The 14071-nt window shown below is 61.8% G+C and carries 12 protein-coding genes and 1 pseudogene; 4 read left to right on the top strand and 9 right to left on the bottom strand.

The genetic code is table 11. From position 1 onward, the window contains the following. Positions 1-84: 84 nt before the first annotated feature. Positions 85-363 carry an HU family DNA-binding protein gene (locus QEN71_RS35320; protein ID WP_201651877.1) on the bottom strand — a complete coding sequence of 93 codons (279 nt, stop codon included), beginning with the start codon at positions 361-363 and terminating at the stop codon, positions 85-87. A 287-nt stretch (positions 364-650) separates the two neighbouring features. On the opposite strand from QEN71_RS35320, the gene QEN71_RS35315 reads away from it, so the two are divergent. Continuing rightward, positions 651-1088, top strand: a complete 438-nt coding sequence (locus tag QEN71_RS35315) for an SET domain-containing protein (protein ID WP_201651880.1) — start codon at positions 651-653, stop codon at positions 1086-1088. 147 nt (positions 1089-1235) lie between these two features. Here the strand turns inward: QEN71_RS35315 and QEN71_RS35310 are convergent, their stop codons facing one another. After that, positions 1236-3449 carry a TonB-dependent siderophore receptor gene (locus QEN71_RS35310; RefSeq protein WP_201651882.1) on the bottom strand — a complete coding sequence of 738 codons (2214 nt, stop codon included), beginning with the start codon at positions 3447-3449 and terminating at the stop codon, positions 1236-1238. A 759-nt stretch (positions 3450-4208) separates the two neighbouring features. On the opposite strand from QEN71_RS35310, the gene QEN71_RS35305 reads away from it, so the two are divergent. Beyond that, positions 4209-5258 carry a DUF535 family protein gene (locus tag QEN71_RS35305; protein ID WP_201651884.1) on the top strand — a complete coding sequence of 350 codons (1050 nt, stop codon included), beginning with the start codon at positions 4209-4211 and terminating at the stop codon, positions 5256-5258. A gap of 151 nt (positions 5259-5409) precedes the next feature. Here the strand turns inward: QEN71_RS35305 and QEN71_RS35300 are convergent, their stop codons facing one another. The 4 genes and pseudogenes from QEN71_RS35300 to QEN71_RS35290 form a co-directional block, all read right to left on the bottom strand. After that, a complete protein-coding gene (locus tag QEN71_RS35300; protein ID WP_290468258.1) occupies positions 5410-5850 on the bottom strand; it encodes a winged helix-turn-helix domain-containing protein in 441 nt (146 codons plus the stop codon). 43 nt (positions 5851-5893) lie between these two features. After that, positions 5894-6100 (bottom strand): annotated as a pseudogene (locus tag QEN71_RS44840) (response regulator); the annotation flags it as partial. A gap of 519 nt (positions 6101-6619) precedes the next feature. Then, positions 6620-7357 carry a BPL-N domain-containing protein gene (locus tag QEN71_RS35295; protein WP_233471938.1) on the bottom strand — a complete coding sequence of 246 codons (738 nt, stop codon included), beginning with the start codon at positions 7355-7357 and terminating at the stop codon, positions 6620-6622. A gap of 98 nt (positions 7358-7455) precedes the next feature. After that, positions 7456-8829 (bottom strand): flavin monoamine oxidase family protein, encoded by a 1374-nt coding sequence (locus tag QEN71_RS35290; protein ID WP_201651888.1) that lies wholly within the window; start codon positions 8827-8829, stop codon positions 7456-7458. Between the two features lie 486 nt (positions 8830-9315). Between QEN71_RS35290 and QEN71_RS35285 the strand changes: the two genes are divergently transcribed. Next, a complete protein-coding gene (locus tag QEN71_RS35285; protein ID WP_201651890.1) occupies positions 9316-10470 on the top strand; it encodes a porin in 1155 nt (384 codons plus the stop codon). Between the two features lie 188 nt (positions 10471-10658). On the opposite strand, the gene QEN71_RS35280 is transcribed toward QEN71_RS35285, so the two are convergent. After that, the gene (locus QEN71_RS35280; protein WP_233471940.1) at positions 10659-11183 is read right to left on the bottom strand and encodes an NAD(P)/FAD-dependent oxidoreductase; all 525 of its coding nucleotides are present in this window, start codon (positions 11181-11183) and stop codon (positions 10659-10661) included. Continuing rightward, positions 11152-11649, bottom strand: a complete 498-nt coding sequence (locus QEN71_RS35275) for an NAD(P)/FAD-dependent oxidoreductase (RefSeq protein WP_201651892.1) — start codon at positions 11647-11649, stop codon at positions 11152-11154. Before QEN71_RS35275 ends, QEN71_RS35280 begins: the two co-directional genes overlap by 32 nt. Here QEN71_RS35275 and QEN71_RS44835 point away from each other — a divergent pair. Then, positions 11625-11975 (top strand): GNAT family N-acetyltransferase, encoded by a 351-nt coding sequence (locus tag QEN71_RS44835; RefSeq protein ID WP_377791359.1) that lies wholly within the window; start codon positions 11625-11627, stop codon positions 11973-11975. The genes QEN71_RS35275 and QEN71_RS44835 overlap by 25 nt on opposite strands. A gap of 242 nt (positions 11976-12217) precedes the next feature. Here QEN71_RS44835 and QEN71_RS35270 read toward each other — a convergent pair whose 3' ends face one another. Further along, a complete protein-coding gene (locus tag QEN71_RS35270) occupies positions 12218-14032 on the bottom strand; it encodes an esterase/lipase family protein (RefSeq protein WP_201651896.1) in 1815 nt (604 codons plus the stop codon). Between the last annotated feature and the right edge of the window lie 39 nt (positions 14033-14071).

Here is a 14071-nt window from a genome sequence, read left to right as displayed (position 1 = left end):
CCAGATCCGGTAACTGTCAGCGAAAGAACGATGCTCTTCCCGCAAACCACCAGACGATCCGGCCACACAACATGAACGTTGGGTTCAGGCAGCGTTCACTGCGTCCTTGAACGCCTTGCCTGCGGTGAACTTGACTGTCTTTGCCGCCGGGATGGTAATGGTTTCCCCCGTCGACGGGTTTCGCCCGCTGCGCTCTGCGCGCGCGCCCGTCGAGAACGATCCGAAGCCGATCAGCTGGACTGTGTCGCCCCCCGTGACGGCGGCCGTCACGATCTCGAGAATCGCATCAATGGCTTCGCCCGTGCTGGCCTTGCTGTCGCCCGTACGGGAGGCGACCGCGTCGATGAGTTCCTGCTTGTTCATGGAGATTCCTTGATAAAACGTCCGTACAGTGCGGACGGGACGCTCACCCTAACCCATCTGCACCGTGCGAGGCAACCCGAAAGCCTTGCTGGACGGCAGGCAACGCCTGGCATTGCGTCATGTCTGGCGACGTGGGCACGGTCGTGGCCGGGTCTGCGCGTGGGCCAGCCGCGAGGCGTCGGTGCAAAACGCGTTGAACGCGAACAGCGGCAGCGATATGCTGTGCACCTCGACCAGGACGCCAGAGACGTGACGTGAAGAAGGAACCAGGCCAACGATTGCGACGCATGACGGCACGACGCTCGGCTGTGCACGGCAAGGGACTGTTTGCGCTGAAGCCCATCGCCGCGGGCGAACGGCTGATCGAGTATAAGGGCGAAGTCACCAGCTGGCGGCGCGCTGCGGCCCGCCAGCGTTCAGACGCGGGACACACGTTTGTCTTCGGTCTGTCGGATGGCCGTGTCATTGACGGCAGTCGTGGTGGAAACAGCGCCCGCTTTCTGAACCACGCGTGTTCGCCGAACTGCGAGGCGATCGAAATTGGCGATCGCGTGTTCATCCATGCGGTCGCTGCCATCAATCCAGGCGACGAGCTTTTTATCGATTACGGCCTCGTGATCGACGGTGAGGTGACGGAAGCGATCCGTTCATCGTATGCGTGCTACTGCGGCGCATCCGTCTGTCGGCAAACCATGCTTGGCGAAGGCACCGAATCGGCCGGTTGAAGCTGCAACGCTGCCGATGCGGCGCACTGGCTGGCCATCTGCAAGGTCACATTCGCGAGATGCAGAACGCCCGTTCACCCGGGCTAACGCTGCTGATAGCCCGGGTGAGAAGCGTCCAGATTCACAGAAAGCGGCGCCGCGCAGCGCTCAGAACTGGAGCGTTGCGCTTGCCACCGCGGTGCGCGTCGCGCCCGGAAGCGCGTAAACGCCGTACGCCGTCGTCCAGTACTGACGGTTGAACAGGTTGTTGATGCCCGCGCGGAACGTGACATCCTTGCCCGCGATACGGGTCTCGTACTTTCCGCTCAGATCGAAGGTCGTGTAAGCGGGAATGAACTTCGTATTGGCCGCGTCGACGGCCATATTGCCCGTGTACTTGCCACCGAACGCCAGCGTGAGTTGCCGGAGGTACTTCGGGTTGTATTCGACGCGACCGGTGGCGACGAGGCGTGGCGTTGCAAACACCCGCTTGCCGTCAACCAGCGCATCGTCGATGTCGACGCCTTTCGCGTTCAGCATCATGACGCCGCCCAGTACCCGCCAGTCATCGGCGACCTGCAACCAGCCACTGGCGTCGACCCCCGTGTAGCGTTTCGTGCCGCTCTGGACGAAGGCGTTCTGCGTGTTCGTGTACTCATAGCCCTGATCGACGCGGAACAGCGCCAGACTGCCGCCCCACGTGCGATGATCGGTCTTGTACCCCACCTCGTACTGTTTGCTCTTCAGCGGCCCGTAGCTCTGCGGGAAGTTCACGTTCGTATTGCTCGCCGACCCGCCCGCCTGCAACGATTCGACATAGCTCGCATAGAGCGTCGAGTAGGGATCGGTCTTGAACATCACGGCAATCGTCGGCGTGACGGGATGCGCACTGTATCCGGCTGACACGGTCGTGTCCGTGTTGTAGACGGTCTGCCTGAACTGCGTATAGCGCAGTCCGAGCAGCGCCGAAAGCCGCGAGGTCAACTGGACCGTGTCGCTCGCATAAATCGCGGACTGCGTGATCAGGGACTGTCGATACAGATTCTGCGCGATGTTGACCTCGTCGTTGGTCAGCAACGTGCTGCGATACAGATTGCCCGAGCCGAGATTGAAGCCGTCATTCCAGCCGGTGCTGTTGTCGTATTCGCTGACCTGCGTCTGGTAGCCCGCGCCGACCACGACGTTGTGCCCGATGCTGCCCGTGTGGAATTTGCCCTCCACCATCGCGTCGACGTTTGAGTAGAAGTAGCGGGTCAGTGCAGCGAACAGCGTGTTGGTGTAATCGCCTGCATTGTTGATGATATTGAGCCGGCTGTCGTGGTTGTACCGGTTCTCTTTCGCAAAGCGGTACTTCAGGCTCCCGTGCCAGTTGGGCGTGAACCGGTAGTCGAGCCCGGTTCCAACCGACGCCATCTCCGTCTTGTACCAGTTCTGCGGTTGCGTCAGATCGTGAGTGATACTGCTCGCGTCCGGAATGTTCACGCCCTCCCCGAACCACATGCCGAAGAGCGTCCCGTTTGTCTTGCGTTTCGCATAGAACGCATCCAGGCTCCACGTGAGATCGGGCGTGACGTGAAAGTCCAGCGCAACGGACGCCACCTGCCGGCGCAAATGACCGTTGGCCTCAGCGGTATTGCCGTTTTCATTGACAAGATTGAACCGGTAGCCGAACCGGTCGTCCTTTCCGAACCGGCCACCCACATCGAGCTTTTCGCTGAACACGCCCGCCGACTGATAACCGAGTGAAACGCTGCGGTACGGCGTGTCCGTCGGACGCTTGAGCACATAGTTGACGATGCCACCGGGCGCGCCGAAGCCATACATGAAGCCGGACAGCCCCTTGAGCAGCTGCACCTGTTCGAACGGCTCCAGAGGAAGATCGGTGTCCCACGACGGGAAACTCTGACCGTCGACCTTCACGCCGTTGAGCATGTCGATCTGCATGCCACGCACGCTGAACGCAGAGTTTTCCGCGGTCGCGTTTTCGCCCACGACGGCGACTGACGGATCGTACCGGAACAGATCATTCGCGCTTTGCGCCATCAGGTCTTTCGCGTCCTCGCTCGTCTTGACGTTGGTCGAGAATGGCGTGTCGACCTGCTTTCGCGCCCCGAGCGCGCCAGCGCTGATGACCACCGCATCGGTCGCCGGATCCCGTCTCGCCTTGACGCTCACCGGCGGCAGTGCACTGTCGGTGGTCGGGCGGGATGTGTCCGCATCGGACTGCGCCCACGCACCTGGCGCTGAGAGCGACAGCGCGACGCCGCCACTGAAAAGGAGGGCTGCACGCAGCGGCAGTAGCGCGAATGCCGGGAGGCGGCGTGGCGCGGGGCGTCGTGCGCGCGGGAGATTGCGGCGTTTGGGCGGTCGTAGTTCTGTCATGTATGTGTCGGGTAGCGTGCGACTGTATTGAAATAATGCGAACAATAGTGATTCGTATTCCGTATTTGAGAGAAAACAGCTCCTTTCGCGTTTGTGCCTCCGTTCAGGATTGGATCGCGCAGCCCGCGCGCGCCGTGAGCGATGCGGCCACCGGGGCGTACCCGCAGTGGCAGCAATGGGTCGGACACCCGTTGTATCGCGACATCACAGGTATCCGTGCGTCGCGCCCCGGGCAGTGATGGGCGTCGGCACTGCGCCAGCGCTTGCCGCAACGCCCGTACGGTTGCCTGCATCAGGTGTGACGGCAAGACAGGCATGCAGGGCATTGGCCCGTTAATTCACCCGTTGCTGGCGTACCCTTCATGTCGCACGTCCAGGACGACGCGCGTCCGACACATTGCGGCCGCCCTCCCCGATGCATGGGTCCGGCCGGTTCATGTCGCGAGCGTTGCGTTGTCGCGGACTCCCCGCGACGGCGCAACGTGTCGCTGGCGACCGATCGGCAGACGGTAGGTGAAGATGACGAAGATCACGTCAAGAAACGGTTCGATCTTGATGGAGAAGTGATCTTGGTTCGCAGCGACATGGCCTGATGCCACCGGGTTCGAAGGTCGGCTTCAGAACGGTTGCAACGCGCGCAGCCGGGGCCGGAAATCCGCGTCTTCAAGATGGCTCAACGAGATCTGGAACGAACCCTGACGTCTGGCTCGCAGTATGGCGGGCAACGTTCGGGTTTCAGCGTTCTGGGGGATATCTCACATGCAATCGGGCGACCTTATCTTCAAGGACCCTCTCAAGGGGCTTCACGCGTTCATGCGCAACCTGCGTCTGGTGTGGCACTGTGCGGGCGACGCTTATCCGGGATCGGATCTCTTCCATCGCTGGCGGCGCCTCAGGTTTCTGTTGCGCTCGATGTTATGGTGGAAATCAACGACAGTCTGGCTGAGCAGCTACGCCGCACCGTCGTCACGCGCGTCCATGCAATGGCATGCCTGCAATCTTGAGCGGATCCACAGGCCGTTCATGCACAGCGCCTTTGCCGCTGAAGACAGACTGCGGATCAGCCTTGACCACCAGTACTTCACATGGCGACTGGCGCCGCGAATCGCGCACGCGATGACAACGTATGGATCCGCACTGCTTGCTTCGTTCGCGGCAAGCGGCCAGACGTGGTCACTGCTGGTGGAGTCGTTGGACCGCTTTCACGAGGAGGGGGACTGGTCGCTGTGCATCCGCGACGCAGCGGGCGCGCGCCTGGTTTCGTGCACCTTCTCGGTCGGACGACTCGCAGGAAAGGTGTCCAGACCGAGGCTTCTGATCGGCTGCGTGCAGGGTCCCGACACGGCGGTCAACGGACGCGAACTGTTCCGCGCCCTGACCCGGCAATGGCACGGGCTGCGCCCCAAGCCGTTCATCGTCTACCTGGCGCAATCGCTTGCTCACGAGATGGGCGCATCGAACGCCCTGCTCGTATCCAATCACGCGCACATCTACTCGCATTGGCGGTACATGCTTCGCAAGCGCAGGGTCAAGGCGGACTATGTCGCGCTGTCCCGCGAATGCGGGCGCGTGACCGCGTGGAATGGCTGGCTGCTGCTGGGCCTGCCCCATAACCGGAAACGAAGCACGCAGCCAGATCGCAACGGCCGCGGACGCACGCGCCGTCTGCGCGGCGAACTGCTGGCCTCGGTCGAAGCCCAGATCCGGCGCGCGGTCCACTACAGCGCATGGCTATCCGCAGGCGCACCGACCCCGTCAGTCAGCGTCACACAGTCCCAGCCACCACATGAAGATCCGTCTGCCGGTTGACCGTACGCACGGAACGTCATCGGAGCAGTCACAGGAAGCCCTTCACCCTCCCTCACCAGCCTGACGTTCAGGAGATCGTAAAAGCCGAAGCCGGCATTATCCGGTGCGCCCGACCGTGTTCACGGAGGTGACCCGGCGCGTGTCCGTCGCGTCAAGGCGCGTGTTCACGCGACGCGGGGACGGCGGGAACAAACATGTAGCCAATGCCTCGCACGGTCTGGATATAGTGCGACGCTGACGGATCGGCCGCCAGCACCTGACGCAGGCGCCAGACAGGCACATCGATGCTTCGTTCAAGAACGGGTGTGCCTATCCCGTACATCAGCACGAGAATCCGGGCGCGCGACAGCTCCTGCAGCGGATAGTGCGCGAAGATCTCCAGCAGCGAGAACTCCCGTTCGTTGATCCTGACGGGCGCCCCATCGAGAAAGAGTACCCGTGCCGTCAGGTCCAGACGGAAGGTGCCGAACACGAGCTCGCGCCGGGGCACCACGATCGACCGTGGGAACGCATTCACGCGCGGTCCGGCACGTTCGATGACGGCGTGAATTCTGGCCACGAGTTCCTGCGGAAAAAAACGGCCTGCCGACACAGTCGTCTGCGCCCAGCTGGAAGGCAGCAATGCGATCGTTTGCCTCGTCGCGCGCATTGAGCATGATCACCGGAACATGATCGCGCGTCGCACGCAGTTGCCCGAGCGCGGCGAGACCATGCAGGCGTCGTAACATCATGTCGAGCACGATTATGGAGGGGCATAGCGCGTCGTGCAGTTCTCCCACACGGGACATGTCGTGCGCGACTGAAACCCGCAACCCGTTATCCTGAAGGAAATTGCGCACCATCTCGCAATGCTCCCTGTCCTCGTCTACAACCAGAACATGAATTACGGTTTTCTCCATCAGGTTCATCCAGTTTGGTTGGTACGGCCCGCCCCTGCGCGACACGTCATTGACGTGTGACCGCCGTCGCGTCGCGTCATGAGACAGGCTGGCTGTGTGCTTCGGCCGCCCGCTTCGTCTTCCGGGGTACGTAACTGTCGTGCCGATGACGGCACCAGGGCGGCGTCGGTGATGCCGGTTGCGTCAAGGTCTCCCGTCCATGAACGAAGAGACATTGCCCAGAAACCGTCGAGCATATTTGTGACGGATGAATCTTTTCTTGAGGATCTGCGAAGGACGGATGGAGGGTGGGAGCGTTTAACAACCGCTCTCGACGTTCATGATCACCGCGCGCCTGCCAGCGCGCTTCCCGTTCACAGCGGATCTGCATCGACCCGCCTGGCGATGTCAGGGCTGTCGCCTCATCCAGCGCAAGCCGCGCGCACGTCGCTGAGTGTCGAGCGTCGAGTATCGAAAGTCCCGCTACTGCTTCATCGTGGCGTCGATCAGATCAAACGCCATGTCCGCAGAACTGCGCTCCGGATTCCTGAGCTGATGCTCGCCATACCAGCTACGATCGGCTTCAGGATGAGGCCCCACGAGTCCTATACGCCCGCTGCCATAGCGGTAGACGGCAGCTGCGATATCGTTATTCGGATAGGTCGCCAGAACAGCGCCTCCCGACGCGGCCTGTGCGGCGGGCAGTGCCGCTCCGTCCTGGAAATACATCCATCGCCTTTTGCCGCGCCATATCACAGGCGCGATCGTGTCCGCGATACTGTGAATCGTCGAGCCGGGCCGGTCGACCTCTGACGCGATCTCGCCATGGACGAGCCCGAACCCCTGCTCGCCGGCCAGGTAGGCACCCATGCAGATGCCGAGATACCGGCCTCCATTGAACACATACTGCCGCACCGCGTCGATCGAATTCTTGCCGATGCTGGCCGCCGCGCCATCGATATCCTGCCCGCCACCAGGCTGGACGTACAGGGCGGCATGAGACAGGGCTGCCGGGCTGATTTTCAGCTTCTCGGCGGGGCCAACGTAGATCACGCGAAACCGCCAGGGTGAGCGCGCGAGAACCTCCGCTATCGCACCAGGACAGCCATCGCACGCCGCAGGTCCACGATAGACCAGCGCAACGGGACGACTCGCGGGCTCACGCGTTACCTCGCGCGTTCCAGCGGCATGAACCAGTGAGGAAGTGACGAGCGAAACCATTAGAAGGACGAAATCTCTGGATCGCATTTTCTGAAAAGCCTCCTCAAATTCACATGCATCCTTCCCGTCCAGGGCAAGGCGCATTGACCGGGTCGATCCTAACGGGCAAGTATCTGGTGAGCTGCCGCTCTTCCCGAGTCGCAGGCCGTGTCGACCGTTGACATGATCGTGCCGACCCAATGAATTCGGCCGGTCCGCTTCAGGACAGCATTCCCGTCGGGCCACGCGCCATAGGCCCCAGCCGCATAGGGATCGCGCGTCCAGTCGTGCATCCTGGCGGCGCTGAACCCGAGGTCTGCCTGGCCGGCAATGCTTCGGACGGCAGCAAGCATCGTCCCGAAACGCGCGCTTTCGGGCATGGCCAGCAGTTCCCGCGCAGGTTCGCCCGTCGCCCAGCCGACAACAATCTGACCGTTGAACGCACGGGCGCCCTTCGATGCATTCCAGTAGTAAGACGGATTTCGGGAAAAATCGGCGACCCCGTCCGCGCCACCAGGAAGCACGGGCCTGTTGAATTCCATGACGAGCTTCGCGACGGGTAGCATCTCGCCCGCCTTCAACGCGTCGATCCTGGATGCCGGCAATGGAGGCGAAAACTCGATGTCGCCATGCAGAAGCACGGACGCCGGTACGGCGACCACGCAGTGCCTTGCGGAAACCGACAGCGTGTCCGCACCGCTGCGTGCACGAACGACGACCGCTTTGCCCCGATCCTCAATACGCGTCACCACTGTCTCAAGCACAATCCGCAGACCTTCGGCCAGCGGACGAAGAACCTGCACATAGCCGTCCGGCACACGATAGTCGGCGTCGTCGTCCTGCGTGATCGCGACGGGATCTGTCCACAGCGCCCTGACCACCGGTTCAATCCCGCTCGCCGCCATGTTCGGGAAGTTGTCTCCGTCGAGCGTCTCATAGAACAACGCCAGTGGACGGTTATCCGGAAGGAGGCCCAGACGCGTGAGATAGGCCTCAGCGGTTTCGTTCCGGCTGGCTGGCCTGAAGCTGGCGGGTCTGGGCGGCCGGCCTTTCGGAAACGCGTAGAGCGCGGCGTCATGACTGTCGACGAATGTCGACTTCCCGGCAAGACGGACGACGGTTGTCGTTAACCGCGCGGTCCTGATCTTTTTCGATCTGACGATGGACCACAGACTGTTCGTCCCTGCGGTGCCGTGAATCAGCTCCGCCCCAAGTTCGATCGGCCGGCTCATGGACCGGGTATCGGTGAACATGCGACCCCCGATCCGCTCGCGTGCCTCCAGGACAATCACCGAACGGCCAGCGTCGGCGAGTGTGCGGGCGGCGGCCAGCCCGGCGGCGCCAGCGCCGATGACAACAACATCAACGGTTTCGCCTTCCGGAGCAAGGGCTTGTGTCGGGCTTGCCCTGCCGAAACTTCTTGCCGGCAGCAGTAATGCTCCCGCGGCAAGAAGAGAACGACGCGACATCGGCATGGTGTGTCCCAGATTCATATCCAGAATTTGGTCTTGCCCCGCCCCTCCCGCCCGGCCGCTCCTGCCGGTTCACGGGCGGCCTGAGGCCGGGTCCGATGTGCAATGAGCGGATGCCTCGCGAGGAGCGCGCTGTCCCGCCGGGTGCACATCGGTACGGATATACGGGCGCCCCGCGCAGGTTCCGACGAGATGGTGTCCAGAACGGATGGATTCGGGTCCGTCGCCTCCCGCACAACCCCGGACTGGATGCCGTTAAACCGGTTGTCAGGCAGGCGTCAAACATGGGCTTCCCGACGGTCGGATCTGTTGCATGAAAGCCAGGGCCAACGATATTCCACATGGGCTCCATACGGCCTCCAATATCGGACCCTACACTCGCGCTTCCCTTTAAGGGGGCGTGGTGCAGATGGTCCCGGACGACAGAACGTCAGGGACCTACGTGATCAGATCCCTGATTCGCACCGCCCGCGCCTTGACTGAATCAGGTATATAGGATTCCTATTTATGAAGAAGAGCCTTGTTTTTCTTGCGGCTGCCGCAGCGTTTTCCTCCGTCGCTCATGCGCAGAACAGCGTGACGCTGTATGGTCTCGTCGACGCAGGCCTGACCTACACCAGCAATGTCAATGGTGGCGCAAGCTGGACGGCCGGCAGCGGCGGAATCAGCCAGAGCAGGTTCGGTCTGCGCGGCACCGAAAACCTGGGTGGAGGCCTCGCGGCCGTCTTCACGCTGGAAAGCGGCTTTAATGTGAACAACGGGAAGCTTGCGAACAACAACGGCCTGTTCAACCGTCAGGCGTTCGTCGGCCTGTCGAGCGCGTATCTCGGCACGGTGACACTGGGTCGCCAGTTCGACGCTGCGCAGGACTATCTCGCACCGCTGACGGCAACGGGCAGTTGGGGAGGCACCTACTTCGCGCATCCGTTCAACAACGACAACCTGAATACCAACGGCGGCTACTCGGTCAATAACTCGATCAAGTACGCGAGCCCCAACTACGGCGGCTTCACGTTCGGCGGCACGTACGGATTTTCGAACCAGGCCGGCGCCTTCGCAAACAATCGCCAGTACAGCGTCGGCGCCGCCTATCAGTCGCAAGGTCTGCGTCTCGGTGCTGCGTTCGCGCAGCGGAATAACCCGGGAGCAACCAACGCAGCAGGCACGGCAAGCAACGGCGGCGCGTCGGACGGCTCGTACGTCAATGCCCTTCTGGGCGATGTCGGCAACTACCGTCAACGCCAGTTCGGTATTGCAGGCTCATACGCGTTCGGGCCCGCTATCGTTGGTGTTGCATGGACGCAATCGCGCACCGACCATTTTGCTTTCGGCTCGCAATCGTTGCGCGCAACCAATTATGAAATCAACGGCCGGTACAACCTGACCCCGGCCCTGGGCGTCGGGGTCGCCTATACCTACACCGACAGCCGGGCCTATGGTTTCAGCACGGATGGAACAACGCAGAAGCTGCGCTACCACCAGATTGGCGTTCAGGCCGACTATGCGCTGTCGCGTCGTACGGACGTCTACGCCCAGGCCGTGTACCAGCGCGCAACGGGCGATGGCAACGCCGCGGCGATCTACAGCGGCGATGTGTCCCAGTTGCCATCATCGTCGAGAAACCAGACGGCCGCGACCGTCGGCGTGCGCCATCGTTTCTGAACGCGCGCACAAGCCTGACGGTTCCCACACGGTGCCCTTCGGGGCACCTTTTCCCCATGGCGTCCGTCAATGCGATATGTCGCCTCGACGGGCGATGCGCGCACCATGGCGCAACGCACAGCCGTTGAACTGGCCGCCGCAAGGAAACGGTGCGCTCTGTGGGGACGTGATCGTGATCGTGTTTGTGATCACCCCCTCCTCATTCGCGCCCTGCCGTAAGCGATCCGCGCGCTCACGGCCAGCGGCCACAGTGAATGGAACGGAACAGGGTGAAATGCGCGAACCGGCATATCCAGTTCCTGTGAAGGCGTACCCGTCACACGACGCGCAATTTCGCCGCCCATCGCGGTGGCCATCGCAACGCCCCGGCCGTTATAGCCGACGCTCACCAGAACCCTGTCGGCCGGCTCGCTGAAGTGGGGAAAGCCGTGCCGGGTGATCGCGAGCTGACCGTTCCAGCCATGTGACCATCGCACATTGCCGATCGACGGCCAGAGCCGCTTCGCGTAGGCCTGAAGATCAGGGAAGTCGCCTGGCGAATGCATCGGTTTCAGGCGGCTGCGGCCACCCACCAGCAGACGGTTCGCCGCATCTATCCGGCAGTACACAGTGATGTCCTCATGCTCGTACATGACAGAGCGCCGCGGCAGGATACCGGCCGCGACATCGGCCGGCAGGGGCTCAGTTGCGACGATGCCGCTGTAGACGGGAATGATGCTGCGACGCAGTCCGGGCCAGATGTCGTCGGTATAACCGTTCGTGGCGAGAAACGATCCATTCCGCAGCGATACGCCCGCCGGGCGTCGAGAGCGTCCAGTTTCCGCGCACGCGCCTGATCCCGGTGACCGTCGTGTGCGTGTAGATGTCCGCGCCTGCGTGCGATGCCGCTTCGGCCAGTCCTCGCGAATACGCGAGCGGATTGACTGATCCTCCGCGAAAATCCAGCGTGCCGCAGAGATAGCGATCGGTTCCTGTCGCGCTGGCGATTGCCGCGCGGTCCAGAAACTGCACTGGCGCCCCGAGCGTCTGCCAGCCCTCTGCGGCGCGCTTCAGGAACGCCGCGTTCGCTTCAGTGAAGGCCGCGCGGATGGTGCCCGCCTGTCGGGCCTCGCAGCAGATCCCGAGGTCGCGGACGAGTTCGAACAGCCGGTCCGGTGCATCGCCCGAAAGCCGCACCATACGCCAATCAGTGTTGGGTGGCGTGCGAGTCCAGGAGTCCGTCGCTTCCGCTCGGCTACGGAACCCTGAATCGGTCATTCTTAGATCGGGCGTTCATCGCGCTTGTCGTGGTACGCAAAGATGCGCGACGTGAGGGCGTGGCCACAGCAATCATGGAACTGCTTGAAGCGGAGTGCGCAAGATCCGGGGTGTTCACGCCTAAAAATGCCTCAAACCTTCCGATGCGCGCGCTCCTGAAACGGTCGGGGTACGTGGATAGTGGACGGATAGACAATCTCGATGACGCCGACCCTGAGCTCGTATTTGTAAAGTTTATTTCGCTTTGACGGCACTCCTCATCAAGGCTCTGAAAAGACTGCGGCTCGCCGCGCTCCGGATCTCCGCTGTCTGATATCGCATAAGGGGCTACTCTACCCTTCCAGAGCGGTCCATCTGATACCGGTGATTTTCCTGCTTTGGGCCTGGCCTGCGGCGTAACCTGCGCGCTGGGCGCCTGACCACTGGCGCCCAGCGCATCTGGCACCTTACCTTGTGCTGACCAGAGGCCGCGCGCTGCGGGTCCGCCCGATCACACCCATGTCGCTACCTTCCAGATCAACGCGACATACACCGCGAAAGCCAGCGCCCATCTCGAATGCTCCCACCCCTGTCCGGCCAGAAACAGAAGCAGGCCCCCGATGGCCATCAATACGGCAAGAATCACGAACGAGATCAGGGGGGCGCCCCGCCCCAGCCCGACCACGAATGAAGAGCGCTTTTCTAGCAGATCACACGACCTGGGTGCTTGACCTTCCAGAATGAAACGGGCTATCACGTCCCAATGTTCTTCCTTGAGCGCGGCGCCATGGGTTCCCTTCACGTAATGATCCTCCCGCAGTGTCTCGCGCGAGGTTTCTGGCTTGGGGCTGGCAGGCCCGACCGGGTTTGCGGCCAGATCATTCCGCTTCGCTTGCACAAAGCCATCGTGACCGGCGCTGCCAAGATCCTGCCAGCCGAGCATCTGAAACGTGCGCGGAAAGATAGCCACGACCCAGTCCGCGCTTGCAACGAAGTTGAGCACACCGCGTACCCTTTTGGCGCGAATCAGGGCGTCCCAGTCATACTGCGTGCGGACCACACTCCCGGCGAAGGCGATGTTCTTGAAACGTACGCAGGGATAGGATTCGAGCGCGCGCGCGAGCATGTAAGTGCCGTGACTATGGCCGACATAAGAAAATTCGGCATTCGGATACGTCGCCCTGTTTTCCGCGTAGCGGTCCATTAGCCACTCAACCCGCTTGCGGCGCACATTGGGCAAAAGGAACGGCAGCATCGCGAAGTAGCCATAGCTCGATGTCTCCGTTTTCACGGGGCAAGACGCAACAGCGAGCCGCTGGCCCGCATCTGATATCTGCGGCTCCCCTCCCTGCTCTTCCCTGATGCGTGCAAGTGCGACGACGCGCCGTGCGATCTTTTGCGTCCAGTAACCTTCGTCACGAATGCCGTGGATGACAAATACGACGTCTGTGACTGTTTCGTCCACCGCAGGCACGCCGTGGTCGCTCGGCAAGATAGAGGACTGCCTGAGGCGACTCGCGTCCATCGTCAGCGCATCCATGATTACGCTGGCGCGTGCCTGCCCCACTTCACTTTGATCGATCTCGATCACGTTCCGGTGTCCGGAGTGCGGCACGTCGAGATAGTAGAAATCGTGACCTGCCACGAGGTCGATATTGTCTTCGGGTGACACGATATCGTCGATCGAGCCAAGCAGCTGAATGATCATCGGCGATGGTCTGTTCAACCGGTTTCTGCATATCGACATCCACTGCAGACGCAGCATCGTCAAAAACGGCGCACCACGATGCACCCGAAACACGAGAGGGACTTTCTTTCCCATGGTCAGGGCCATGATGGTGTTTCCGATCAGGACGCCCAGTCCCCATTGAATCAACCTGCCGGGTGCGACGTGCGCCGACAGATGCCAGCCCCTGTTCATTCCTGCAAGCAACACGATACGCTCGACACGCTGCGCCCAGCTTCTCGGTACGTTATACCTGGACGCTTCCAGATCATCGATCGCGCAGTCGCCGCATGCATAGACGTATGCCTTGCGTGCGATCAACGAACCGAAGCTATAGCCGATGAGGACAATGTTCCTGATTCCCGGCAGTTGCTCGCATTCCTTCTCTATGCGATCACTGAGCCTGTGCGCGATCTCGCAGGGATCGTCAAACGAAGCCATCGAGAAATCCAGCTGCGGGATGACAATACGTGGTTCGTTTCTGCCCTCCTCTTTCCAGGCTTGACGGACGACATTCGCAACGGGATTCATCCTCCCGGCCCGACCTCCCATGCCGTGGATGATCACGACAAGGTCGCATGGATGAGCGGACTCGTTCATTGCATGGTCCCTGAATGGGCGGTCGACGTGCTGGTCTGG

Origin of the sequence: Paraburkholderia sabiae (genome assembly GCF_030412785.1) — a bacterium.
GTDB lineage: Bacteria > Pseudomonadota > Gammaproteobacteria > Burkholderiales > Burkholderiaceae > Paraburkholderia > Paraburkholderia sabiae.
The sequence above is the reverse complement of the archived record's forward strand: the minus strand, read 5'-3'. Positions and strand labels throughout refer to the sequence as shown.